General features: G+C 54.2%; 14 protein-coding genes. All 14 read left to right on the top strand.

What is annotated here, in order from left to right; all coding sequences use genetic code 11:
* Positions 1–139 precede the first annotated feature (139 nt).
* A complete protein-coding gene (gene rpoB, locus ABO_RS01975) occupies positions 140–4,282 on the top strand; it encodes a DNA-directed RNA polymerase subunit beta (RefSeq protein ID WP_011587673.1) in 4,143 nt (1,380 codons plus the stop codon).
* Positions 4,283–4,376: 94 nt separating this feature from the next.
* Entirely contained in the window at positions 4,377–8,579 is a 4,203-nt protein-coding gene (rpoC, locus tag ABO_RS01980) for a DNA-directed RNA polymerase subunit beta' (protein WP_011587674.1), read from the top strand.
* A gap of 217 nt (positions 8,580–8,796) precedes the next feature.
* Positions 8,797–9,168 (top strand): 30S ribosomal protein S12, encoded by a 372-nt coding sequence (gene rpsL, locus ABO_RS01985; protein WP_011587675.1) that lies wholly within the window; start codon positions 8,797–8,799, stop codon positions 9,166–9,168.
* A 133-nt stretch (positions 9,169–9,301) separates the two neighbouring features.
* Positions 9,302–9,772, top strand: a complete 471-nt coding sequence (gene rpsG / locus ABO_RS01990; RefSeq protein ID WP_011587676.1) for a 30S ribosomal protein S7 — start codon at positions 9,302–9,304, stop codon at positions 9,770–9,772.
* Positions 9,773–9,850: 78 nt separating this feature from the next.
* Positions 9,851–11,950, top strand: coding sequence for an elongation factor G (gene fusA / locus ABO_RS01995; RefSeq protein WP_011587677.1), 2,100 nt, complete (start codon positions 9,851–9,853; stop codon positions 11,948–11,950).
* Between the two features lie 32 nt (positions 11,951–11,982).
* A complete protein-coding gene (gene tuf / locus ABO_RS02000; protein WP_011587666.1) occupies positions 11,983–13,173 on the top strand; it encodes an elongation factor Tu in 1,191 nt (396 codons plus the stop codon).
* A 737-nt stretch (positions 13,174–13,910) separates the two neighbouring features.
* Complete coding sequence (locus tag ABO_RS02005) at positions 13,911–15,224, top strand: nucleotide sugar dehydrogenase (protein WP_011587678.1); 1,314 nt, start codon at positions 13,911–13,913, stop codon at positions 15,222–15,224.
* A gap of 5 nt (positions 15,225–15,229) precedes the next feature.
* Complete coding sequence (locus ABO_RS02010) at positions 15,230–16,696, top strand: glycosyltransferase (RefSeq protein WP_011587679.1); 1,467 nt, start codon at positions 15,230–15,232, stop codon at positions 16,694–16,696.
* A gap of 48 nt (positions 16,697–16,744) precedes the next feature.
* Complete coding sequence (locus tag ABO_RS02015; protein ID WP_011587680.1) at positions 16,745–17,881, top strand: PilZ domain-containing protein; 1,137 nt, start codon at positions 16,745–16,747, stop codon at positions 17,879–17,881.
* Complete coding sequence (locus ABO_RS02020) at positions 17,863–19,209, top strand: SEL1-like repeat protein (protein ID WP_041704780.1); 1,347 nt, start codon at positions 17,863–17,865, stop codon at positions 19,207–19,209. Before ABO_RS02015 ends, ABO_RS02020 begins: the two co-directional genes overlap by 19 nt.
* Entirely contained in the window at positions 19,190–20,572 is a 1,383-nt protein-coding gene (locus tag ABO_RS02025; RefSeq protein WP_011587682.1) for an alginate export family protein, read from the top strand. Before ABO_RS02020 ends, ABO_RS02025 begins: the two co-directional genes overlap by 20 nt.
* A 2-nt stretch (positions 20,573–20,574) precedes the next feature.
* Complete coding sequence (locus ABO_RS02030) at positions 20,575–21,993, top strand: MBOAT family O-acyltransferase (protein ID WP_011587683.1); 1,419 nt, start codon at positions 20,575–20,577, stop codon at positions 21,991–21,993.
* A gap of 12 nt (positions 21,994–22,005) precedes the next feature.
* Positions 22,006–23,145 carry an alginate O-acetyltransferase gene (locus ABO_RS02035; protein WP_011587684.1) on the top strand — a complete coding sequence of 380 codons (1,140 nt, stop codon included), beginning with the start codon at positions 22,006–22,008 and terminating at the stop codon, positions 23,143–23,145.
* Positions 23,078–23,707, top strand: coding sequence for an alginate O-acetyltransferase AlgF (locus ABO_RS02040; protein WP_011587685.1), 630 nt, complete (start codon positions 23,078–23,080; stop codon positions 23,705–23,707). Before ABO_RS02035 ends, ABO_RS02040 begins: the two co-directional genes overlap by 68 nt.
* Positions 23,708–23,796: the final 89 nt, after the last annotated feature.

Below are 23,796 nucleotides of genomic sequence, written 5' to 3' on the forward strand. Positions count from 1 at the left end.
GGCGCTATGCCTTTTCGCGTTAACGCGCAAAGGCGCCGGCTGGCAGCTTTTTGGCTGCCAGCCTTTTGTCGTTTCTGTATGAAGGGTTTCATGCAGAAATATCACCACAAGGTGATAGGTCAACAGCTGAGGAACGCAGATGGCATACTCATTCACTGAGAAAAAGCGGATCCGCAAAGATTTCGGCAAGCTTCCGAAAGTTATGGAGGTGCCTTATCTCCTGGCGATACAACTCGATTCTTACCGCAAATTCCTGCAGCAAGATAAGAGCGCTGAAGAGCGCCTGGAAGAAGGTCTGGAAGCCGCTTTCCGGTCGGTATTTCCGATCGCAAGTTATTCAGGAAATGCAGCGCTGGAGTATGCCGGCTACGAGTTCGGCAAACCCGTTTTTGATGTAAAAGAATGCATCATTCGCGGTACTACCTATGCGGCGCCATTGCGCGTGCGTATTCGTCTGGTGATTTACGATCGTGAATCATCCGGGGCGATTAAAGATATTCGTGAACAACAGGTCTACATGGGTGAGATTCCCTTAATGACCGAAAACGGTACCTTCGTTATTAATGGTACCGAACGTGTGATTGTGTCTCAGTTGCACCGCTCGCCTGGTGTTTTCTTTGACCACGATAAAGGTAAAACTCACTCTTCCGGTAAGCTGCTCTATTCTGCCCGGGTGATTCCTTACCGTGGTTCCTGGTTGGATTTCGAGTTCGATCCTAAAGACCAAGTCTTTGTACGGATCGACCGTCGCCGCAAGTTGCCGGCGACCATCCTACTGCGTGCGTTGGGGTATACCTCTGACGAAGTGTTGGAGATGTTTTTCGACACCAACGAAATCGCAGTGGAAGACGGCATTTACCGCATGAAGCTGGTGCCGGAGCGTCTGCGTGGTGAAACCGCGACCTTCGACATCCTTGCCGATGGTGAAGTCGTGGTGGAGCGTGGCCGTCGTATTACTGCACGTCACATTCGTCAGTTGGAAAAAGCCAACATCGAATATCTGGACATCCCGGCCGAGTACTTGCAGGGCAAGTATCTGGCTAAGTCGATCATCGATCAGGATACCGGTGAAATTCTGGTGGAGTGTAATACCGAGCTGACCGCGGAGACGCTGGAAAAGCTTGAGCAAGGTGGTATTACCGACTTTGAAACACTTTATACAAACGACCTGGATAACGGGCCGTTCATGGCGGACACCCTGCGGGCCGATCCGACTCGTACGCCGCTGGAGGCATTAGTCGAGATTTACCGGATGATGCGTCCAGGCGAGCCGCCGACGAAAGAGGCCGCCGAAAACCTGTTCAAAAACTTGTTCTTCACTGATGAGCGGTATGACCTGTCCACCGTTGGCCGGATGAAGTTCAACCGCCGCCTTGGTCGTGAAGATGAAACGGGTCCTGGCATTCTCTATGACGGTCGCTACTTTAGTGCGCGCTCTGATGAAGAAGGCAAGCAGTACTTCGAGCAGATGGGGGGGGAAACCTCCGACATCATTGATGTACTGAGAACCTTGGTGGATATCCGTAACGGTAACGGGGTGGTGGATGATATCGACCACCTAGGTAACCGTCGCGTACGTTCTGTGGGTGAGATGGCCGAAAACCAGTTCCGTGTTGGGTTGGTGCGTGTTGAACGTGCGGTCAAAGAGCGTCTTAGTCTGGCTGAATCCGAAGGCTTGATGCCGCAGGATCTGATCAATTCCAAGCCGGTGGCAGCCGCAGTGAAAGAGTTCTTTGGCTCTTCCCAGCTGTCTCAGTTTATGGATCAGAACAACCCGCTGTCCGAGATCACCCACAAGCGTCGTGTTTCTGCGTTGGGCCCGGGCGGGCTGACCCGTGAGCGTGCTGGTTTTGAGGTGCGTGACGTGCACCCGACTCACTATGGTCGTGTATGTCCTATCGAAACACCTGAAGGCCCGAATATTGGTCTGATCAACTCTCTGGCTACCTATGCCCGCGCCAACGAGTACGGTTTCCTTGAGTCTCCGTACTTGAAGGTGATTGACGGCAAGGTCAGTGAGGAAATCGAATACCTGTCAGCGATCGAAGAGGCCGAGTGCGTGATCGCACAGGTGGACGCGAAGATGACAGAAGAGGGCGGTTTCGAAGAAGACTTCGTTACTGTACGTCACCGTTACGAATTTACCGTGATGGAGCGGGACACCATTACCCATATGGATGTCTCCCCTCGTCAGGTGGTATCCGTGGCGGCGTCCCTGATTCCGTTCCTCGAGCATGATGATGCGAACCGGGCCTTGATGGGGTCGAACATGCAGCGTCAGGCTGTGCCTACCCTGCGTGCTGACAAGCCACTGGTAGGTACGGGCTTCGAGCGTCACGTTGCCCGTGACTCCGGTGTCTGTGTGGTTGCTACCCGTGGCGGTATCGTCGACAAGGTTGATGCATCGCGAATCATTGTGAAGGTTAATGATGACGAAGTGAGCGAAGGTGAAGCAGGTGTAGATATCTACAACCTGACTAAATACACCCGCTCCAACCAGAACACCTGCATCAATCAGCGTCCGCTGGTGAAAGTGGGTGACCGGGTTGCTGCACGCGACATCATGGCTGACGGTCCTTCTGTGGACATGGGCGAGCTGGCCCTGGGCCAGAACATGCGCGTGGCCTTCATGCCATGGAATGGTTACAACTTTGAGGATTCCATCCTCATCTCTGAGAAAGTGGTGAAGGATGATCGATTCACCTCCATCCACATTCAGGAACTCACTTGTATTGCTCGTGATACCAAGCTGGGTCCGGAAGAGATTACCGCTGATATCCCCAATGTGGGTGAGGCCGCGCTATCCAAGCTGGATGAGTCCGGTATTGTCTACATCGGTGCAGAAGTGGAAGCCGGTGACATTCTGGTGGGCAAGGTAACGCCGAAAGGTGAAACTCAGCTGACCCCGGAAGAAAAACTGTTGCGTGCCATCTTTGGCGAGAAGGCCTCCGACGTTAAAGATACCTCTCAGCGCGTATCTTCCGGCGTTAAAGGCACCATCATCGATGTGCAGGTCTTTACCCGCGACGGTGTTGAGAAAGATGAGCGTGCCCGTCAAATTGAGCAGGCTGCCCTTGAGCAGTTCCGCAAAGATTTGAAAGACGAGTACCGCATTCTCGAGCTGGATATTCTGGAACGTCTGCGTGCCGTCATGGTAGGCAAGAAGGTCAATGGTGGTGCGGGCTTCAAGCGCGGCACTGAGATGACCGGCGAGATCCTGGATGGTCTGGATGCCGAGAAATGGTTCGAACTGCGCCCAGCTGATGATGATGTCGCTGAGCAACTTGAGCGTGCTCAGCAGTATCTGGAGCAGCACAAAAAAGAGCAGGACGAACGCTACAAGGATAAACAGGCCAAGATCTCCGGCGGTGATGACCTCGCCCATGGTGTGCTGAAAGTGGTTAAGGTCTACCTGGCCATTAAGCGTCGCATCCAGCCCGGTGACAAGATGGCTGGCCGTCACGGTAACAAGGGTGTGATTTCTGTAATCATGCCTGAAGAAGATATGCCGCATGATGAGAACGGCGTGCCGGTGGATGTGGTCTTGAACCCGCTGGGTGTACCGTCCCGTATGAACGTGGGGCAGATTCTGGAAACCCACTTAGGCTGGGCTGCCAAGGGTCTTGGTGAGCGGATCGGCGAAATGCTGGCCGAGCAGAAGAAGATTGCAGACATTCGCGTCTTCCTCGACAAGATCTATAACCAGGCAGGCGCCGGCGGTACCCCAGAAGATCTGGATAGCTTTAGCGATGATGAAATCATCGAGCTGGCCAAGAACTTGGTGGGCGGTGTGCCTATGGCAACCGCGGTATTCGACGGTGCCAAAGAGTTCGAGATCAAGGAGCTGCTGGAGCTGGCTGGGCACGATCGCTCCGGTCAGGTGCAGTTATGGGATGGTCGTACCGGTGAAGCCTTTGATCGCAAGGTTACCGTGGGCTACATGTACATGCTCAAGTTGAACCACTTGGTGGACGACAAGATGCATGCGCGCTCCACTGGTTCCTACAGCCTGGTTACCCAGCAGCCGCTGGGTGGTAAGGCGCAGTTCGGTGGTCAGCGTTTCGGTGAGATGGAAGTGTGGGCGCTGGAAGCCTATGGCGCCGCGTACACCTTGCAGGAAATGCTCACTGTGAAATCCGATGACGTGAATGGCCGTACCCGCGTTTACAAGAACATCGTGGACGGTGATCACCGCATGGATCCGGGTATGCCGGAATCCTTCAACGTATTGCTGAAGGAAATTCGTTCTCTCGGTATCAATATCGAGCTGGAAAACGACTAAGTCAGTGGGCTCCGCCAGGTTGATGGCGGAGAGCTACTGGCTACCCGGGTTTAGGAAAGAATCTAGAGCGAAAGCTCACTACGGAGGACTGGCCTTGAAAGACTTGCTGAATTTGCTCAAAAGTCAGGGACAAGTCACGGAGTTCGACAAGATCCGCATCGCGCTTGCGCCGCCGGATCTGATCCGCTCCTGGTCTTTTGGCGAAGTGAAAAAGCCTGAGACCATTAACTACCGCACGTTCAAGCCTGAGCGTGATGGTCTGTTTTGTGCGCGTATCTTTGGTCCGATCAAAGACTACGAATGCCTGTGCGGTAAGTACAAGCGTTTGAAGCATCGTGGCGTTATCTGTGAAAAGTGTGGCGTAGAAGTCACCCTTTCCAAGGTGCGTCGTGAGCGCATGGGCCACATCGAACTGGCAAGCCCTACTGCACACATCTGGTTCCTGAAGTCTCTGCCGTCCCGTATCGGTTTGATGCTGGATATGACCCTGCGTGATATAGAGCGGGTCCTGTACTTCGAATCTTTCGTTGTGACCGAGCCAGGCATGACAACGCTTGAGCGTGGGCAGCTGCTTACCGATGAAGAGTACTTCGACGCCATGGAAGAATTCGGAGACGAATTCGAAGCCAAGATGGGTGCCGAAGCTGTACAGCAACTCCTGATGGAGTTGGATCTGGTCGAAGAGATCAAGATCCTGCGCGAGGAAGTGGAGTCCACGAACTCTGATACCAAGCTGAAGAAGCTGTCCAAACGCCTCAAGCTGATGGAAGCCTTCAAGGATTCCGGTAACGCGCCCGAATGGATGGTTCTCACCGTGCTGCCGGTACTGCCGCCGGATCTGCGTCCGCTGGTGCCGCTCGATGGTGGTCGTTTTGCGACCTCCGATTTGAACGATCTGTATCGCCGGGTAATCAACCGTAACAATCGCCTCAAGCGGTTGCTGGATCTGAGCGCGCCGGACATCATCGTGCGGAACGAAAAGCGTATGCTGCAGGAATCTGTAGATGCGTTGTTGGACAACGGTCGTCGTGGCCGTGCCATTACCGGTTCTAACAAGCGTCCTTTGAAGTCCCTTGCCGACATGATCAAGGGTAAGCAGGGCCGCTTCCGTCAGAACCTGTTGGGTAAGCGAGTCGATTACTCCGGTCGTTCCGTGATCGTGGTAGGTCCGACTCTCAAGCTGCACGAGTGTGGTCTGCCCAAGAAAATGGCGCTGGAACTGTTCAAGCCGTTTATCTTTGCCAAGCTGGAAGGGCGTGGTCTGGCGACCACCATTAAGGCGGCCAAGAAAATGGTCGAGCGCGAAACCGCTGAAGTGTGGGATATCCTCGCTGAAGTTATTCGCGAACACCCGGTTATGTTGAACCGGGCGCCAACCCTTCACCGTCTCGGTATTCAGGCGTTTGAGCCGGTGCTGATTGAAGGTAAGGCCATCCAGCTGCACCCGCTGGTGTGTGCGGCCTTCAACGCCGACTTCGATGGTGACCAGATGGCGGTGCACGTACCGCTGACCCTGGAAGCGCAGCTTGAAGCCCGTGCATTGATGATGTCCACCAACAACATTCTTTCGCCCGCCAATGGTGAGCCGATTATCGGCCCAACCCAGGACGTGGTGCTGGGTTTGTATTACATCAGCCGTGACCGTGTGAATGCGCAAGGTGAAGGCCATGTATTTGCCGACACCAAGGAAGTGATGCGTGCGCTGGGTAACAAGCAGGTGCACATCCACGCCCGCGTTAAGGTGCGTGTGCATGAAGTGGTGAAAGACCTGGAAGGTAACGTGGAAGAGCGTACCTTTATCGCCGATACTACCCCTGGTCGTTGTAAGCTGTGGGATATCGTGCCGGCGGGTCTGGGCTTCGACATGGTCAACCAGAACATGACCAAGAAGGCCATCTCCAAGCTGTTGAACACCTGTTACCGGATTCTTGGCACCAAAGAGACCTGTATCTTCGCTGACCAATTGATGTACCTGGGCTTCCGCGAAGCAACGCTTTCTGGTTCTTCCATTGGTGTGGAAGACATGGTGATTCCGGATGCCAAGTACACCATGATCGACGCTGCCGAAGAGGAAGTGCGCGAGATCGAGGAGCAATTTGCTTCCGGTCTGGTGACTCGCGGTGAGCGTTACAACAAGGTCGTGGATATTTGGGCTCGTACCAATGACCAGATCGCTAAGGCGATGATGGAAAACCTCCGTGTTGAAGTGGTTAAAAACCGCGACGGCAAGGACGAAGAGCAGGGCTCTTTCAACTCCATCTTCATGATGGCCGATTCCGGGGCACGGGGTTCCGCTGCTCAGATTCGTCAGCTGGCCGGTATGCGTGGTCTGATGGCGAAGCCGGATGGCTCCATTATCGAAACGCCTATTACCAGTAACTTCCGTGAAGGTTTGAACGTACTCCAGTACTTCATCTCTACTCACGGTGCTCGTAAAGGTCTGGCGGATACCGCACTGAAAACAGCGAACTCTGGTTACTTGACTCGTCGTCTAGTGGATGTGGCGCAGGATCTGGTGGTCAACCATATCGACTGTGGCACCGAAGAAGGTTTGCTGATGACGCCGCTGATTGAAGGTGGTGACGTGGTAGAGCCGCTGCGCGAGCGTGTACTCGGTCGTGTGGTTGCCCGTGACGTGATGAATCCTCTCAACCAGGACGAAGTAGCGGTTGAAGCCGGCACGTTGCTGGACGAAGTTTGGGTTGCGCAGCTGGAAACCATGGGTGTGGACGAAGTGCTGGTGCGCTCGCCGATTACCTGTGCGACTCGTTGGGGCGTGTGTGCGACCTGTTATGGGCGTGACTTGGCTCGTGGCCATCAGGTCAATGTGGGCGAGGCTGTCGGTGTTATCGCAGCACAGTCCATTGGTGAGCCGGGTACCCAGCTGACCATGCGTACCTTCCACATTGGTGGGGCGGCTAGCCGAGCGTCTGCAGTATCCAGCATCCAGATCAAACACGGCGGTAAGGTGCGTTTCCATAACGCCAAGCACGTGCAGCATAAGGACGGTCTGGTAATCGTTTCCCGTTCTGCTGATCTGGCTGTTGCTGATGAGCTGGGCCGTGAACGTGAGCGTTATAAGCTGCCCTACGGTGCCACGGTTACCGTGAATGAAGGTGATGAGGTTAGTGGTGGTCAGGTCGTTGCGACCTGGGATCCGCACACACACCCGATCATTGCGGAAGTGGAGGGTAAGGTGCAGTTCGGTGATATGGAAGAAGGTATCACTGTAAACCATCAGACCGACGAGCTCACCGGCCTGACCAACATTGAAATGCTCAGTTCCCAGAACCGTCCTTCAGCAGGTAAGGACATGCGTCCGGTTATCCGTGTGCTGGACAGCAAGGGCAAGCCCATCGTGATGCCCAATACGGATATGCCAGCCCAGTACTTCCTGCCGGGTGGTGCACTGTGTGGCCTGAAAGATGGCGCGAATATCGGCGTTGGTGATGTGATCGCGCGGATTCCGCAGGAGTCCTCTAAGACTCGCGACATCACCGGTGGTCTGCCCCGTGTTGCTGATTTGTTCGAAGCACGGAACCCGAAAGAAGCGGCAATCCTGGCTGAAAAGACTGGTACCGTATCCTTCGGTAAAGAAACCAAAGGTAAGGTTCGCCTTGTTATCACTCCGGATAATAGTGATGACAACTACGAAGAATTGATTCCGAAATGGCGTCAGCTCAACGTATTTGAAGGTGAGCGGGTTGAGAAAGGTGAGGTTGTCTCTGATGGACCGCTGAACCCGCACGACATCCTGCGCCTTAAAGGTGAGTCTGAGCTGGCCCGTTACATCGTTAACGAAGTGCAGGAGGTTTACCGTCTGCAGGGTGTGAAGATCAATGACAAGCACATTGAAACGATCATCCGCCAGATGTTGCGCAAAGTAGAGATCCTGGAAGTGGGTGAGTCTCACTTCATTAAGGGTGAGCAGGCAGAATATGCCCGCGTTATGGAGGAAATTGATCGCCTGAAAGCCGAAGACAAGATGCTGCCGCAGTACCAACGACTGCTATTAGGTATCACCAAGGCTTCCCTGGCGACAGAGTCCTTCATCTCTGCGGCGTCTTTCCAGGAAACCACCCGCGTTCTCACCGAAGCGGCGGTAACCGGCAAGGAAGACGACTTGCGTGGCTTGAAAGAAAACGTTGTTGTGGGTCGTTTGATCCCCGCCGGTACCGGCTATGCCTATCACATGGAGCGTCGTCGTCAGCGTGCGGATGCGCGCGGGCCAGAAGCGCCAACCATGGACGAGGTAGAAGCTGCGCTGTCAGAAGCTCTTAGCTCCTCAGGCGAGTAAGCTGAGCGTTTTCTTGACCGATAATGGCCTCCGCCAGCAGTGGCGGTGGCTATGAGCCCCCTCAGGGGCAACAGTAGAGATTTGTCGGTGCCTTGACGGGATGCCGGCAGCTCCCTACAATCGCTGCCCCCCATGGTTTCATGGGCGGTAATTGGGTGACACAGGCCGTGAATTCACGGTTTTTGTCACAGAACTGTAAGCGTGAGGCAGTAGTTTCATGGCAACTGTAAACCAGCTGGTGCGCAAGCCGCGCAAAAGCAAGGTAGAAAAGAGCGACTCCGTAGCCCTTCAGGGCTGCCCCCAGCGTCGCGGCGTTTGCACCCGGGTGTATACCACTACCCCGAAGAAGCCAAACTCCGCACTGCGTAAAGTGTGTCGTGTGCGTCTGACCAACGGTTATGAAGTATCTTCCTACATTGGTGGTGAAGGGCATAACCTGCAGGAGCACTCCGTAGTATTGATCCGTGGTGGTCGTGTAAAAGACCTTCCCGGTGTTCGCTACCACACCGTACGTGGCACTCTGGATACGGCAGGCGTGCAGGATCGCAAGCAGCGTCGTTCCAAGTATGGCGCCAAGCGTCCTAAGTAATACCTAGCTACCTTTTCTGAATGCCGTGGCCCGAGTGGCTGCGGAGGGATGAGTAAGGCCCGGACGGCATGCCGTTCCGGAATCACCTGAAGTTTTCCCCGCCCAAAGCGGGAATGTTAGAGGAACACATCCGATGCCAAGACGTCGCGTTGTCGCTAAACGGGAGATCCTGCCGGATCCGAAGTTTGGAAGTCAGATTCTGGCTAAATTCATGAACCATGTGATGGTTAGTGGTAAGAAATCCGTGTCCGAGCGTATTGTTTACGGCGCCCTGGATATTATCACTGAGCGTAAAGGGTTAGATTCCCTAGAAACGTTTGAAAAGGCACTGGACAATATTCGTCCGGCTGTCGAGGTAAAGAGCCGCCGTGTTGGTGGTGCTACTTACCAGGTTCCTGTTGAGGTTCGTCCCAGTCGTCGTACTGCTCTGGCAATGCGTTGGTTGGTAGATGCTGCCCGTAAGCGTGGTGAGAAGAGCATGCCTGCTCGTCTGGCCGGCGAAGTGATGGATGCCGCTGAAGGCAAAGGCGCTGCGATGAAGAAGCGTGAAGACGTGCATCGCATGGCCGAGGCCAACAAGGCCTTCTCTCACTTCCGCTTCTAAGGCGCAAAGCAAGCGAGTGAAACCGGCCTGTATTCAGGCCGGTTTTAGTATTTGAACCACAGAATCGAGGTTAGCAGCGTGGCTCGTAAGACTCCTCTCAATCGCTATCGTAATATTGGTATCTGTGCGCACGTAGATGCGGGCAAGACGACCACTACCGAGCGTATTCTTTTTTACACCGGTGTGTCTCACAAAATTGGTGAGGTGCATGATGGTGCTGCCACCATGGACTGGATGGAGCAGGAGCAGGAGCGTGGTATTACCATTACCTCTGCTGCGACCACCACCTTTTGGCAGGGTATGGATCAACAGTACGACCAGCACCGAATCAATATCATTGATACCCCAGGGCACGTTGACTTCACTATTGAGGTTGAGCGTTCTCTGCGTGTGCTTGATGGTGCGGTTGTTGTGTTCTGTGGTTCCTCTGGTGTTGAGCCGCAGTCAGAGACTGTATGGCGGCAGGCCAATAAGTACGAAGTGCCGCGTATCGTGTTCGTCAATAAGATGGACCGTGCTGGCGCGGACTTCGACTCTGTTTGTAACCAGATTCGTAAGCGTCTGGGTGCCAGTGTCGTGCCGATTCAATACAATATCGGCGCAGAAGATAACTTCAAGGGTGTTGTCGACCTCATCCGTATGAAGGCGATCTTCTGGAATGAAGAAGACATGGGGATGACCTACGAAGAGAAGGATATCCCGGACGACATCAAAGACCGTTGTGACGAACTTCGTGAGCAGATGACCGAAGCTGCGGCGGAAGGTTCTGAAGAGTTGATGGAAAAGTACCTGGAAGAAGGTGACCTTTCCAATGACGAAATCAAGGCGGGGCTGCGTCAGCAGGTTCTGGCTAATGAAATCGTTCTCGGCCTTTGCGGTTCTGCGTTCAAGAACAAGGGTGTTCAGGCCCTGCTTGATGCAGTTATCGAATTTCTGCCAGCACCGGACGAAGTTAAAGCTATCCAGGGTGTGTTGCCGGATGGCGAAACCGTTGAAGCGCGGAAATCTTCCGATGATGAGCCGTTCTCGGCTCTGGCATTCAAGATTGCTACCGACCCCTTCGTAGGTTCATTGACCTTTATTCGTGTTTACTCAGGCGTGTTGAACTCTGGTGACAGTGTTCTTAACTCTGTGCGTGAGAAAAAAGAGCGTGTAGGTCGTTTGCTGCAAATGCATGCGAACAGCCGCGAAGAGATTAAAGAAGTGCTGGCGGGCGACATTGCTGCTTGTGTGGGCATGAAAGATGTCACTACAGGCGACACTCTGTGTGACTTGAAAAACCCAATTGTTCTTGAACGCATGGAATTCCCAGAGCCGGTAATCTCTGTTGCGGTAGAGCCGAAGTCCAAAGCCGACCAGGAAAAAATGGGTCTGGCGCTGGGTCGCCTGGCGCAGGAAGATCCGTCTTTCCGTGTGAAGACCGACGAAGAAACCGGGCAGACCATCATTTCTGGTATGGGTGAGCTGCACTTGGATATTCTTGTCGATCGTATGAGACGTGAATTCAAAGTGGAAGCGAACATCGGTGCGCCGCAGGTTGCGTATCGTGAAACCTTCACCCGCGGTGCGGATGTGGATGGTAAGTTCGTCAAGCAATCCGGTGGTCGTGGTCAGTACGGTCACGTCAAAGTTAAGTTCGAGCCTATTGATCGTGATGAAGAGTTCCAGTTTGAGGAGCAAATTCACGGTGGCTCCGTACCGAAAGAATACTTTGGTGCCGTGCAGAAGGGTATCGACGAACAGCTTCAGGCTGGTGTGCTTGCGGGCTATCCGATTCTGGGTGTGAAAGCGACTCTGTACGATGGTTCCTACCATGAGGTGGATTCCAACGAAAACGCTTTCCGTATGGCTGGCGCGCTTGCTGTTAAGAACGCAGCGAAGGAAGCGGGTGCTGTGCTGCTTGAGCCGATTATGAAGGTGGAAGCGGTAACTCCAGAAGATTACATGGGCGACGTGATGGGTGACTTGAATCGTCGCCGTGGTATCGTTCAGGGCATGGAAGACACCATGGCTGGCAAGATTATTCGTGCCGAGGTGCCTTTGTCTGAAATGTTCGGTTACGCTACTGATCTGCGTTCCATGTCTCAGGGGCGTGCTAGTTACTCCATGGAGTTCCTGAAGTACGCTGAAGCACCGAAGAATATCGCTGATGAAGTCATCAGCGGCAAAAAATCTTAAATTTACGGTTAATTTGTTAAAGGTATAGAGCCGTGGCTAAGGAAAAGTTTGAACGTAATAAACCGCACGTAAACGTAGGCACCATTGGTCACGTTGACCATGGTAAAACCACCCTGACTGCCGCGTTGACCCGCGTGTGTGCAGAAGTATGGGGCGGCAACGCCGTTGCTTTCGATGGTATTGATAATGCCCCGGAAGAGCGTGAGCGTGGTATTACCATTGCGACCTCTCACGTAGAGTACGATTCTCCAACTCGTCACTACGCCCACGTAGATTGCCCCGGTCACGCTGATTATGTGAAAAACATGATCACCGGCGCCGCGCAGATGGATGGCGCAATCCTGGTATGTTCCGCCGCAGACGGCCCCATGCCGCAGACTCGTGAGCACATCCTGCTGTCCCGTCAGGTTGGCGTACCTTACATCGTTGTGTTCCTGAACAAAGCGGACATGGTTGACGATGAAGAGCTGCTTGAGCTGGTAGAAATGGAAGTGCGTGAGCTGCTGAGCGACTACGACTTCCCGGGTGATGATACTCCGATCATTAAGGGTTCAGCGCTGAAAGCACTGGAAGGCGACACTAGCGATATCGGTATGCCTGCGGTGCAGAAGCTTGTTGAGACTCTGGATGAGTACATTCCGGAGCCAGAGCGTGCCGTTGATCAGCCGTTCCTGATGCCGATCGAGGATGTGTTCTCTATCTCTGGTCGCGGTACTGTAGTAACCGGTCGTGTAGAGCGTGGCATCGTTAAAGTAGGCGAGGAAATCGAAATTGTGGGCATCCACGACACCACCAAGACTACCTGTACTGGTGTTGAGATGTTCCGCAAGCTGCTGGACGAAGGTCGTGCTGGTGAGAACGTTGGTGTCTTGCTGCGTGGTACTAAGCGTGATGAAGTTGAGCGTGGTCAGGTATTGGCCAAGCCAGGCTCCATTAACCCGCATACCAAGTTCGTTGCTGAGGTATATGTCCTGAGCAAAGACGAAGGTGGCCGTCACACCCCGTTCTTCAACGGTTACCGTCCGCAGTTCTACTTCCGTACAACTGACGTGACGGGTGCATGTACTCTGCCGGAAGGAACCGAAATGGTAATGCCTGGCGATAACGTGCAAATGGACGTTGAGCTGATCGCTCCGATCGCCATGGAAGATGGTCTGCGCTTCGCGATTCGCGAAGGTGGCCGTACCGTTGGTGCCGGCGTAGTAGCCAAAATCACCGAGTAATTCGTTACCCGATAATCAGAAAAAGGTCGCTTCGGCGGCCTTTTTTTGTTTATACGGAATTTCGATCAAATAGCGTTGATCTTCGATCCCTTTTCAATTTTTCCGGATTGTGAGGACGTCCCGGCATTGCTTCACTCGTTTTCGCGCGGGCTTGTCATCATGTAGCTTATTGGTTTTGTCCTCCCTCGCACGATCTATTGCCACCCAGCCGAACTTTCTGATCACCACTTAGAGCAGGTGACATAGACCATACGTACCCTGGGTCAGTGGGTCTGGGCCTCTACTGGTTATACCTCTTGCAGTACGACGAGGGGCGCCAGCGCTCGATCCACGCGCCTTGTCGACCGGCGAGGGATCTAGTCTAGTTGCTGCGCAGTCACTCCGTGAGGCGGGATAGGTTGACGGACAACACCTCAGAGCTGCTCATCGAACACCTCAAAAGTTAATGGTGGTACCCAAATGAATTCCGGTTTCGAATACGGCGGGTGCTGGCACCTTTAATCAAGAGGCGGGCTGGTTGGTAGCCGTTACGCGGGGGCGCGGACTGGAGCTGAATCAGACACACTGAGGCTAGTTATTGGTGCGTTGCTCGCGCTCTCTCATTTCACTCTAATCAGGGCGAACCCTTTTAGTGTTACCCCTCTACACATTTTACTTTGCCCAGCGTTAGATGGCTTCCATCCGATCAAGTTGCTTTACGGTCATTGTGAGATGCCGTTAACTATTAGGGAAAGGAAATGTCCACTATCTCAATTTTTGGGCTGGGCTATGTTGGCGCGGTCTGCACGGCATGTTTTGCCAAGAAAGGTCACACGGTTATTGGCATGGATGTCAGCGAGGGGAAGGTGGGTCAGGTCCAGCGCGGAGAGTCGCCGATTGTCGAAGAGCAGCTCGCGGAGTTGTTGTCTGAGGGGGTAGCGGAAGGTCGGATTAGCGCGACTACAGATGCCCGGCAGGCCGTGTTCGACAGCCAGGTGTCCTTTATCTGCGTAGGGACGCCCAGCGATGAGAACGGCTTTCTTAATACCTGTTATTTGAAAACGGTGTGTGAGGATATCGGCCTTGCGCTTCGAGACAAAGATGACACTCACCTTGTGGTGATCCGCAGCACGGTGTTGCCAGGACTGGTGCGCGGCGATCTGCTACCGATTCTAGAGAAGGCTTCGGGTAAAAAGGCTGGGGTCGATTTTATGCTGGCAGTAAACCCGGAGTTTCTCCGTGAGTCCACTGCCATCTACGACTTTTTCAATCCGCCGATGACAGTGGTTGGCGGCATCGACGACGAAGCCTCCGACGCCCTTGCTGTACTCTATCAGGGACTAGATGCCCCTATGATAAAAATGACTATTGAGGAAGCAGAACTGGTGAAATATGCCTGTAATTCCTGGCATGCCACCAAGGTGTCATTTGCTAATGAGATCGGCAATATCGCCAAGCAGGCGGGTGTCGATGGACGTCGGGTCATGGAAGTGGTGTGTATGGACAACAAGCTGAATCTGTCCAGCTACTACATGAAGCCCGGGTTTGCTTATGGTGGCTCCTGTCTTCCCAAGGATGTTCGGGCGTTAAATGCTTGGTGTGACAAGGAGTCATTGACGTCACCACTGTTGGCATCACTGTCTACCAGTAACGATAACCAAGTAGAGCGGGCCATGGCCATGATTCGTGAATCTGGCATGAAAAAGATTGGTCTGCTGGGTCTCAGCTTCAAGCCGGGTACTGATGATTTGCGGGAAAGTCCGCTAATCAGTCTTGCGGCAAAGCTGCTGTCAGAGGGGTACCGCCTGGCTATCTACGATAGCAATGTCAACTATGCCAGCAAGAACAGCCCGGTGGCCGAGCAGCTTTGGAATAGTTATGGCGAGCTGTTCGAGTGTTTAGTCGAAGACATGGATCAACTGGTGGATGGCAGTGAAGTCGTTGTGCTTGGTCATGCTACCCCCACATTCAAGGCGGTGGCAGATACCGTAAATAGTGGCCGTTTGTTGATAGACCTGTGTGGTTACCTGCCAGGAGTGTCCAGCGAAGATCGCCAGGGCATCTGCTGGTAATTGTTATGAAGAACATGGCCGAATGGCTATTGTGGCTATCCGTGGTGATGGGGCTGGCATTACTCATTGATCCCGACTACTTGGACAGTGGCGACAGTAAATTCATCTTGCTGATCGGTGCCATTGGCCTGTGGCGTTACTCCATTGGTGGCTTGCATTTGTTGCGTGGCCTTTGGTTTATGCGAGTAACCTTTCCTGCCATGCGCCGCTGCATCGAGCGGGATCCGCAAAGCTATGCCCCAAGCCATATCTATCTTGTGGTTACCAGCTTTCGTATACCTGCAGACACAACGTGGAATGTGTATGCGAGCGTTTTTCGGGAAGCCGTGAACTGCGGGACTCCGGCTACTGTGGTGGTATCCATTGTTGAGCGTGCAGATGAGAACTTGATCCGCCAGTGTCACCGTGAGTTTGATCAGCAGGGTTGTGTCAAGCTGATCATTTGCCGGGCTCGTGGCACTGGCAAGCGGGATGGTTTGGCTTTGGCATTCCGGGCGGTGAGTCGCACTATGCCGGATAAGGATGCGGTGGTTGGCGTGGTTGATGGCGACACCATGCTGGCGCCAGATTGTGTGCGCGATTCGGTGTGCTTCTTCGGGTTGATGCCAAACTTGGGAGGCCTGACCACCAATGAGCAATGTGTGGTGCGAGGCAGTCGCCTGATGCGTGATTGGCACACCATGCGCTTTGCACAACGACATCTGAATATGTGTTCCATGGCGCTGTCGCGCCGAGTGTTGACCATGACCGGTCGCATGTCGTTCTTTCGTGCTGCGGTGCTAACCTCCCCTGAGTTTATCGCCGATGTGGAATCGGATTATCTGGTGCATTGGCGCCTAGGGAAATTCCGCTTTCTTACCGGGGATGACAAGTCCAGCTGGAACGCTCTGATGACACTGGGCTGGGATACCTTTTATGTGCCTGATGCTCACACCCTGACGGTGGAGCATCCGCCTCATCATCGTTTTGTGCCGGCGACATTGCAGTTGATGTTTCGTTGGTACGGCAATTCGTTGCGGCAGAATCTTCGTGCGACTCAGTTAGGTTGGCGGCGTCTGGGTGTCTTCGCGACCTTTGTGCTTTATGACCAGCGCATCAGTATGTGGACTTGCCTAATTGGCCTGACAGTAGCACTGATGATGGCGTCACTGCAGCACTGGCAGGTGTTTGCGGTGTATGTGTTTTGGATTGCGCTTTCGCGCACCTTGGTGGCAGCACTACTCACGCTGACCTGCCATCCGGTAGGACCTTTGTATCCAGTGCTGCTGTATTACAACCAAATAGTGGGGTCGCTGGTAAAAATTTTCGCGCTGTTTCATCTCGATCGACAAAGCTGGACAAGGCAGAAAACCACTTTGTCCGTACAGAATGCAGGCTTTGATGCAGTCTTCAATCGCATAAGTTCGAAAACGATGTTGTTTGCGGCGGGAAGTGTGTTTGTTTGTTTGATGGTGCTGCTGACCAGCAGCTAAATGCAGCGCGACTGGTTCGGGGGTGGCTCTGTTATAGAAGGGAAGACCATGGAAGAGAATAAGGTTCGTCAGGTGCATGAGTCTCAAGAAGAGCGGCAGCATGTACGAGTAAAGCTGCAGGGAAGTTTGAGGCTGAAGATACAAAGCCCGGTGAAAGGCATCTTTTCGGTGCAAGATGTGTCGTTGGGAGGGCTGTCGTTCATTGCTGGCCAAGTAAGCCTGGCACCGGGCACTTTGTGTCACGGAGAGATCGTATTTCGTCTTGGTCGCGCTAACCTGTCCATGCCCGTGAGCTTCAAGGTGATTTACCAGCAGGATGAGAATCAGCTTGTCGGAGGACAGTACTCCGTCATTGATCAGGAAAATACCGACTTGCTGCGTTTGTTGATCAGCAACCATCTGGCGGGTGAGCTCACCGAGCTGGATGATGTGATCGACAACATGAAGCGTGAAAACTATACAGCGATCCGCAAGAACAACCAGCAGGGCAAGACGCGCACCCTGCGGGATCGTGTCCGCGCCTTGTTCGGGAGTGTGCTGTTCTTTGTGGCCGGTCTGCTGGCCTTCATGTTTGTGGCCTGGAAGCTTTATCAGCATGCCTTTGTAACGCGTGCCGATGATGCCTGGGTGTCGCTGCCAGCCAAGACGGTGTTGATGCCAGAGAATGGTTATGTGCGGCTTCTGCTGCCGGAAGGCGAAACTCGAGTAGAGCAGGGGCAGCCACTGCTGACCGTCTCCTCCCGTTTGGTCTCAAGACTTAATGATGGCGTGGTGCTGGATAGCCTAGATGCCAAACAGATTCGTGCTCTTGTCGATGCGGCGGTCTTTGAGGTGACATTGAACAGCCCCTGTGACTGTGAAATCACCGAGTTGCCTGTAAGAGATGGTGAGTTCGTTCACAAAAACAGTGTGCTGATGAAACTGGTCGATCCTGGCGGTCCAGCCACCATCACTGCGCTGTTCGATGGTAGTGCCCATACACTGGGTGGGGCCATAGGTGATGAGGTGACTGTACGCTATCTGGATGGCGTAACGGACGAGAGCGCTATCATTTCCCAATTAGTTCGTGATGAGGAAAGTGGTTTGCTGCGTATGCAAATTACCGGTGCGCGTGAATTGCCATCCTCCTCCCATAATCAGCCTGTCAACGTTACGGTGCATCCCGCATGGCTTCCCGTACTTTGATTCTCTGCTTGGCCGCAGCGTTGGCCGGGTGCCAGATGCCTGCAGATACCGTGACCGCCCGGTATCTGCTTTCTCAGGGCAACACTGCCGAAGCCCAAGAGCAGCTACGTCAGCTGGCCGAAGCGGGTGATGCCGCAGCCCAAGTGGAATACGGCAAGCTACTGGCGGGGCAGCAGAATGCGGATCCCAGCGAAGCCTTGCAATGGTATCAGCGCGCCTGGCAACAACAGGATTATCGGGCCGGCCCCGCAAGTCTTCGCCTGTTCAAACGTTATCAAGGCAGTCTGGCCTTAGGGGAAGCCCGTGCCCGTGAATTGCTCGTGCCTTTGCGTCCTCAGGAGAACCCGGAGCATCTGCGGTTGGCGCTGAGCATCGCTGCACTATATCCCGGCGCGGCGACGGACGAACAGTGGCAGCGATGGCTGCACCTGTACCGCCGTAGCTGTGTTGTCGACTGTTACTTCGACACCTACGCGGGACGGTATGCCCAGCACCGGGGCGAGTTTGATGAGGCGGAGCGGATTTACGCCCGTGCCCTGCATCGTGACCCCCGTGCAGTGGAATATCTTCAGGATATGCATTGGAAAAATGGTAAGCAGGAACGGTTTGTCGAGATGATGCGGAACTTAGAAGGGGATGTGTCACTGGGCGGAGCCTACTGCCTGCGGGTGGCGACGTTGCTCAAGGCCAATACGACATCTGACGAACATGATCCATCAGTAATGCGATGGTTGCAGCGGGCGGCGGACAACGGGGAGCCTGCGGCCCTGTCCGAGCAGCTGCGTTACATGCTGTCTTGGCCGGAGTTTTATTCCCATCAGGTCTTCATGGACAAAGTGGCGAACCTGATGCCAAAAGATCCAGCCGTTGCCACTTTCTACCGGGCGGAGGGGGACTTGGAACCTTTGTGGTATTCCCTGAAGCCGGAGAGGGCCCGTAGGGATCTCGAGATTCTTGTTGAGCAGGGAATGACCCAGGCGTTAATGGCTTTGGGTTCGCTTTATGAAAGTGGTTTTCTAGGGGAGGCCGATATGGAAAGGGCGATAATGTACTACACCCGCGCGGCAGAAGCTGGATTCGCTCAAGGTGATGCGGCGCTGTCCATTCTGTACCTTTATGGACGAGGGGTGATGCGTGACCCGGTCAAGGCCTATGCGCACAAGGAAGCCAGCAAGGTATTGCTGCCGAGAACGGCCCGGGATGAAACCCGCGAACACCTGCCGTTGCCTGAAAGTCTTCTGCCTGCTGGAAAGCAGGCCGCACAAAATTTGGTTGAGCAGCGTCGTCGCTGGCTGGAGGAGCAGTTCAGTGTCGCGATGTCTTTCTAATTCCGCCAGCTTGCTGCTGATTGTTCTCGCGGGCAATGTCGCCGCTGCGACTCCGCTGCCCATTCATACCTATGATCAACGGCTCTATTTGACTGCAGGAGAGTCGCCAGATTATTTGAAGCCGTACACCGATGATCAGACAGAGCTCAATGGCCTGCTGCGTTATGAACCACGGTATTACTGGCGTAGTGGCGATTCGGAATGGCATCGCTGGGATGCGCAGCTACGCGCCAAGTTATTGGTGGCGACGGGGCGCCCCAGCAGTTTGCAGGCCGACGAGACGGATAGTATCCGTGAGGATGAGCATTACGCTGAACTGCGCGATGCTTGGGTGCGCCGTCGGATGCTGTTTGGGTCGCCTTCCTTGTCACTGGCGCTGGGGCGGCAGTCTTACAAAGATGAGGAAGGGGTGATCTGGGATCTGCCGATGGAGAGTCTGAACCTGGATTATCGGTCGACTCTCTGGCGCGCAAATTTGGCTGTCGGGCAGCAGCTGACGACTTGGCGATCTGATGGCTCCGACCTAGACCCTCGCGATGATGGTATCGTCCGAATGCTCGCTGGAGTGGGTCATCAGTGGAGGCCGGGGCACTGGTGGGATTTGCAGTTGCACTATCAGGATGATACCTCCGGGGATCCAGAGGATAGGCTGGAGGGCCTCATGGATGCGCGGGATTTCACGGGGTACTGGGGTGGGGTGAGATTGCACGGCGAAGGGGGCGAGGCCACTGCAGTGGGATACACCGTAAACGCCCTCTTTCAGCAGGGGGATTTGAAGAGTTATGCCATTGATGGCGATGGGAATCGTGTCGACAGAGAAAACCGGCTACTGGGCTATTTGGTTCAGGGGGAGCTCTACAGTCGGATAGATAGCCTCGACTGGCGCCCGGTATTGGGTGTGCGGGCAGCGACAACGGATGAGCCGAGCCTTAGCGTGAACGATGGCTATTTCCAGAGCCGGGTACAAAGTAATCGCCGTTCTGGTGTGGCAGAGCTTTCCACTGGCGTACTCGGTGATTTGCTTGATTATGAGATGAATAACTTGGCCTATGCAGCGGCCTGGTACCGGCAGCAATTATGGCCCCGAGCAGAAATGGAAGTGCTGACGGGCACCGTACGGCGGCTGAATAACTCTGTGACCGTCAACAGCCCTATCAATAATCCTCTCGTGGATGGGGAAGATCGTTTGGGCAATGTAGTGAATGTGGCGCTAGGTTGGCAGTCTTTTCCCTTGGCATTGTCAGAGCGGCGGCAGATGCAAGTGTCTGCCCGCTTGAGCTACTCAGTGTTCTACATGGGGGAAGCTTACCAACGGCCGGATAAAAATCACCAGCTCCTGTTTGTTGTCGCAGGGAGGTGGTGACGGTGGTTTTCTCGTCTAATCTTTTTGTCTTTCTCTTTCTGCCGCTGTTTTTGGCGGCGTATTACATAACACCGACGCGCTGGCGAAACTGGACTATCCTGCTAGGAAGCTATCTTTTTTATGCTTGGTGGCGGCCGGATTTTCTACTGCTTTTTGTGGCAATTACGCTGTGGAATTATGCCTTTGCTCTGCTGATACAGAAATACCGGGATCACCCTCGTTGTTTTTACTGGTTGTTGCTCGGGGTTACTGGAGACCTGGCTGCACTAGGGTATTTCAAATATGCCAACTTTGGTGTGGAAAGTATCAGCACGTTAATGCTGTCAGTGGGGCTTAACCCCTTCTTTCTTGAGACGATTATTCTGCCGTTGGGGATTTCTTTTTATACTTTTCAGGCGTTGGCCTACTTGGTAGATGTGTACCGGGGGGATGCCAAACCCACGCGCAGCTTTATCAACTTCGCCGCGTTCATTTCCTTTTTTCCTCAGCTTATTGCTGGGCCGATTCTGCGTTACCGAAATCTTGAGCGACAGTTCGAGAAACGCACCCATTCCATGGCGTTATTTTCTTTGGGGGCCAGTCGTTTCCTGCTGGGATTTATCAAGAAAGTATTGATTGCTGACAGCATCGCGCCGGTAGCAACGTATCTCATGGCCGCCCCTGATCCGGGTTTTGTGGATAGTGTGTTTGGTGTGGTGATATCCAGCCTGCAACTGTATTTCGATTTTTCCGGTTATTCGGACATGGCTATCGGGCTGGGCATGATGATGGGCTTCAAGTTTCAGGAGAACTTTAATCAGCCCTATACCTGCCAAAGTGTCACCGAGTTCTGGCGACGCTGGCACATTACCCTGACTCAATGGCTGCGTGATTATCTCTACCGCCCCCTGAAGAGATCCTTGGGGTGGTCCGTGGCGGTCGCCACGTTTACCACCCTGACTTTGGCAGGGCTGTGGCACGGGGCAGATTTGTCTTTTGTGCTATGGGGGGCTTCGTTGGGTGGGATGATGGTTCTGGAGCGGTGGATAGGCACAGTAACCACCCTGTCGACCCCTTACTCGCTCTGGAAGAACTATCGCACCATGGCTTTCCTGTGGTTTATTTGGCCGTTGTTCCTCGCCGGTAATATAGATGATGCTTGGCGGATAATGTCAGGCCTGCTCGGCATGAATGGCTGGGGCAGCCTGCACAATCTTTCCTTGTGGGTCTCCCCCATGACGCTGTTCTTTTGTGTGGTGGCGATGTTCTGGGAGCGGGCCAGTGCGTATTACAACAAGCGTTTCTACCTTGGGATCGACAAGAGCAATGTATACCAGGATGTGAGCGGTTGGCGCGTCCCTATTCTGTGGTGTGGTTTTGCGCTTGCGGTGACGCGATTGTCTGCCGAGTCGTTCTCTCCCTTTCTTTATTTTCAGTTTTGACAGGGGGTTGCCATGATTCCTATGAAAAAAGCTTCCTTGATCAATGGCTGGCTCTTCCTGGCGACTATTTTCTCTGGTTTGGCCTCACTCCTCTACCCGGTAGCGCATTTCTTTGGGACGGAAACTGCGGCTTGGGATCAGTTTCGCAAGGGCGAACTGGTGCGCAAGCTGGAGAAGCATGTGGATGAGGTTTTTGTGTTGCGCGAGCCGTCTATTTCCCTATGGGCCGATGCAAGTTTTCTGTTTTTTCATGCAGGACGGCCCGGCGTATTGGTGGGAGAGGATGACTGGCTTTTTACCCGTGAAGAGTATTATTACGACAGCCTCAGTGAGCAGCGGTTAACGAGGAACCTGAACGAGCTGGCGCTGACGGTGTGTGCCCTTGAGCAATTGGGTAAGCAGGTGTTGATGGTGCCGGTACCGGCGAAGAGACGGTTGTATGTGCAGAGGAGTAATCGAGCCGTGTCTCCGGGAATGGATTCTTTGTACCAACGCATCACTTCCTATCTGGGTGAATCCGGCATCACCTGGCTCGACACTCTGCCGTTAATGCAGCATGCCGCTGCCGAGGATGCTGTCTTCATGCGCACGGATACTCACTGGAGCCCGCGCGGGGCCGAGGTAGTGGCCGCCGGGGTGGCCTCAAGGCTGTCGCTGTCGCCGGCGCATCATTACCAGACCCGGGAAGTCGCCGTGGGGGCCTATGAGGGTGATCTGCTTCGCTACTTGCCTACCAGTAACGGTGTTGGGCCGCAGCGTCAGGAGCCGCTGACCCGTTACGAGACCTCAGCGGTTGATCAGGCTCAGGATGCAGACGCTCTACTTGGCGATAACATGCCGCCGGTGGCCCTAGTGGGGACTAGCTACAGCGCTATGGATGAATGGCACTTCCCCGGATTTCTTCGGCAAGAGCTGGGGGCGGATGTGTTGGTCTATGCGCTGGAGGCTCAGGGCCCATTTTCGGCGATGCATGAGTTTATCAACAGCCCTGCAGCCAGGGATGAGCGTGTGAAGTATGTGATCTGGGAGGTGCCTGAACGGGCGCTGATTCAACCAATGGAACCGATTGTGGAGGTGGAACGTCATGCGTGTATGGCTAATGATTCTGACCGTGCTGCTGAGTTTGCCGGGGTGGGCAGCTCAGGACGCTAACGAAGGGCTGTATGAAATGGCTGCACCGCCGAACTCAGCCTTTATACGGGTCATTAATGTGACCGATGAACAGGTGGCCTTGGCGATGGATGACTGGCGTCAGTCTTTGTCTCCCGGGCAAGCGGGAGACTATCTCTACCGCCCTGGGGGCGCCGCTCAGCTGCAAGTTAACGGCAAGCAGTTTGCGTTCGACTTCGCCAAGCGATCGGTGCAGACACTGGTGTTTGATGGCACTTCGTTGGTGCCGCACCAGGACACTTATTTTTCCAGCCGGCTGAAAGCGCTACTGGTAATGTACAACCTGTCAACCCAGCCGGCCACGCTGCAGACCAGCAACGGTGCGGTGAACGTGATCGGACCACTGCCGGCAGGCAGCAGTGATGAGCGACAAATAAACGGGGTGAAAGTGTCCTTGAAGGTGGTTCTCGACAGTGGCGTCGAGCTACCGTTGGAGGAGGTGGTGTTGCAGCGCGGTCGGGTCTATACCGTGCTGGTGACTCAGGGCAGTGGTGGCAGTCAGGCGCGATTGGAGGAAACCCATGTGGCAACTGCGACTCCCTGATTGTGCAACATGGCTAGCCCTGTGCTTATGTCTCGGGCTGGCAGGTGTGTGCTCGGTAGCCGAAGGGGATAATGGAGACGGCGAAGTTT

The organism is Alcanivorax borkumensis SK2 (assembly GCF_000009365.1).
GTDB classification, from domain to species: Bacteria; Pseudomonadota; Gammaproteobacteria; order Pseudomonadales; family Alcanivoracaceae; genus Alcanivorax; species Alcanivorax borkumensis.

Excerpts from the sequence above, each read along its gene's own strand:
- rpoB (WP_011587673.1), top strand. The coding sequence starts at position 140 with ATGGCATACTCATTCACTGAGAAAAAGCGGATCCGCAAAGATTTCGGC.
- rpsL (WP_011587675.1), top strand. The coding sequence starts at position 8,797 with ATGGCAACTGTAAACCAGCTGGTGCGCAAGCCGCGCAAAAGCAAGGTA.
- rpsG (WP_011587676.1), top strand. The coding sequence starts at position 9,302 with ATGCCAAGACGTCGCGTTGTCGCTAAACGGGAGATCCTGCCGGATCCG.
- ABO_RS02005 (WP_011587678.1), top strand. The coding sequence starts at position 13,911 with ATGTCCACTATCTCAATTTTTGGGCTGGGCTATGTTGGCGCGGTCTGC.
- ABO_RS02010 (WP_011587679.1), top strand. The coding sequence starts at position 15,230 with ATGAAGAACATGGCCGAATGGCTATTGTGGCTATCCGTGGTGATGGGG.
- ABO_RS02015 (WP_011587680.1), top strand. The coding sequence starts at position 16,745 with ATGGAAGAGAATAAGGTTCGTCAGGTGCATGAGTCTCAAGAAGAGCGG.
- ABO_RS02020 (WP_041704780.1), top strand. The coding sequence starts at position 17,863 with ATGGCTTCCCGTACTTTGATTCTCTGCTTGGCCGCAGCGTTGGCCGGG.
- ABO_RS02035 (WP_011587684.1), top strand. The coding sequence starts at position 22,006 with ATGATTCCTATGAAAAAAGCTTCCTTGATCAATGGCTGGCTCTTCCTG.
- ABO_RS02040 (WP_011587685.1), top strand. The coding sequence starts at position 23,078 with ATGCGTGTATGGCTAATGATTCTGACCGTGCTGCTGAGTTTGCCGGGG.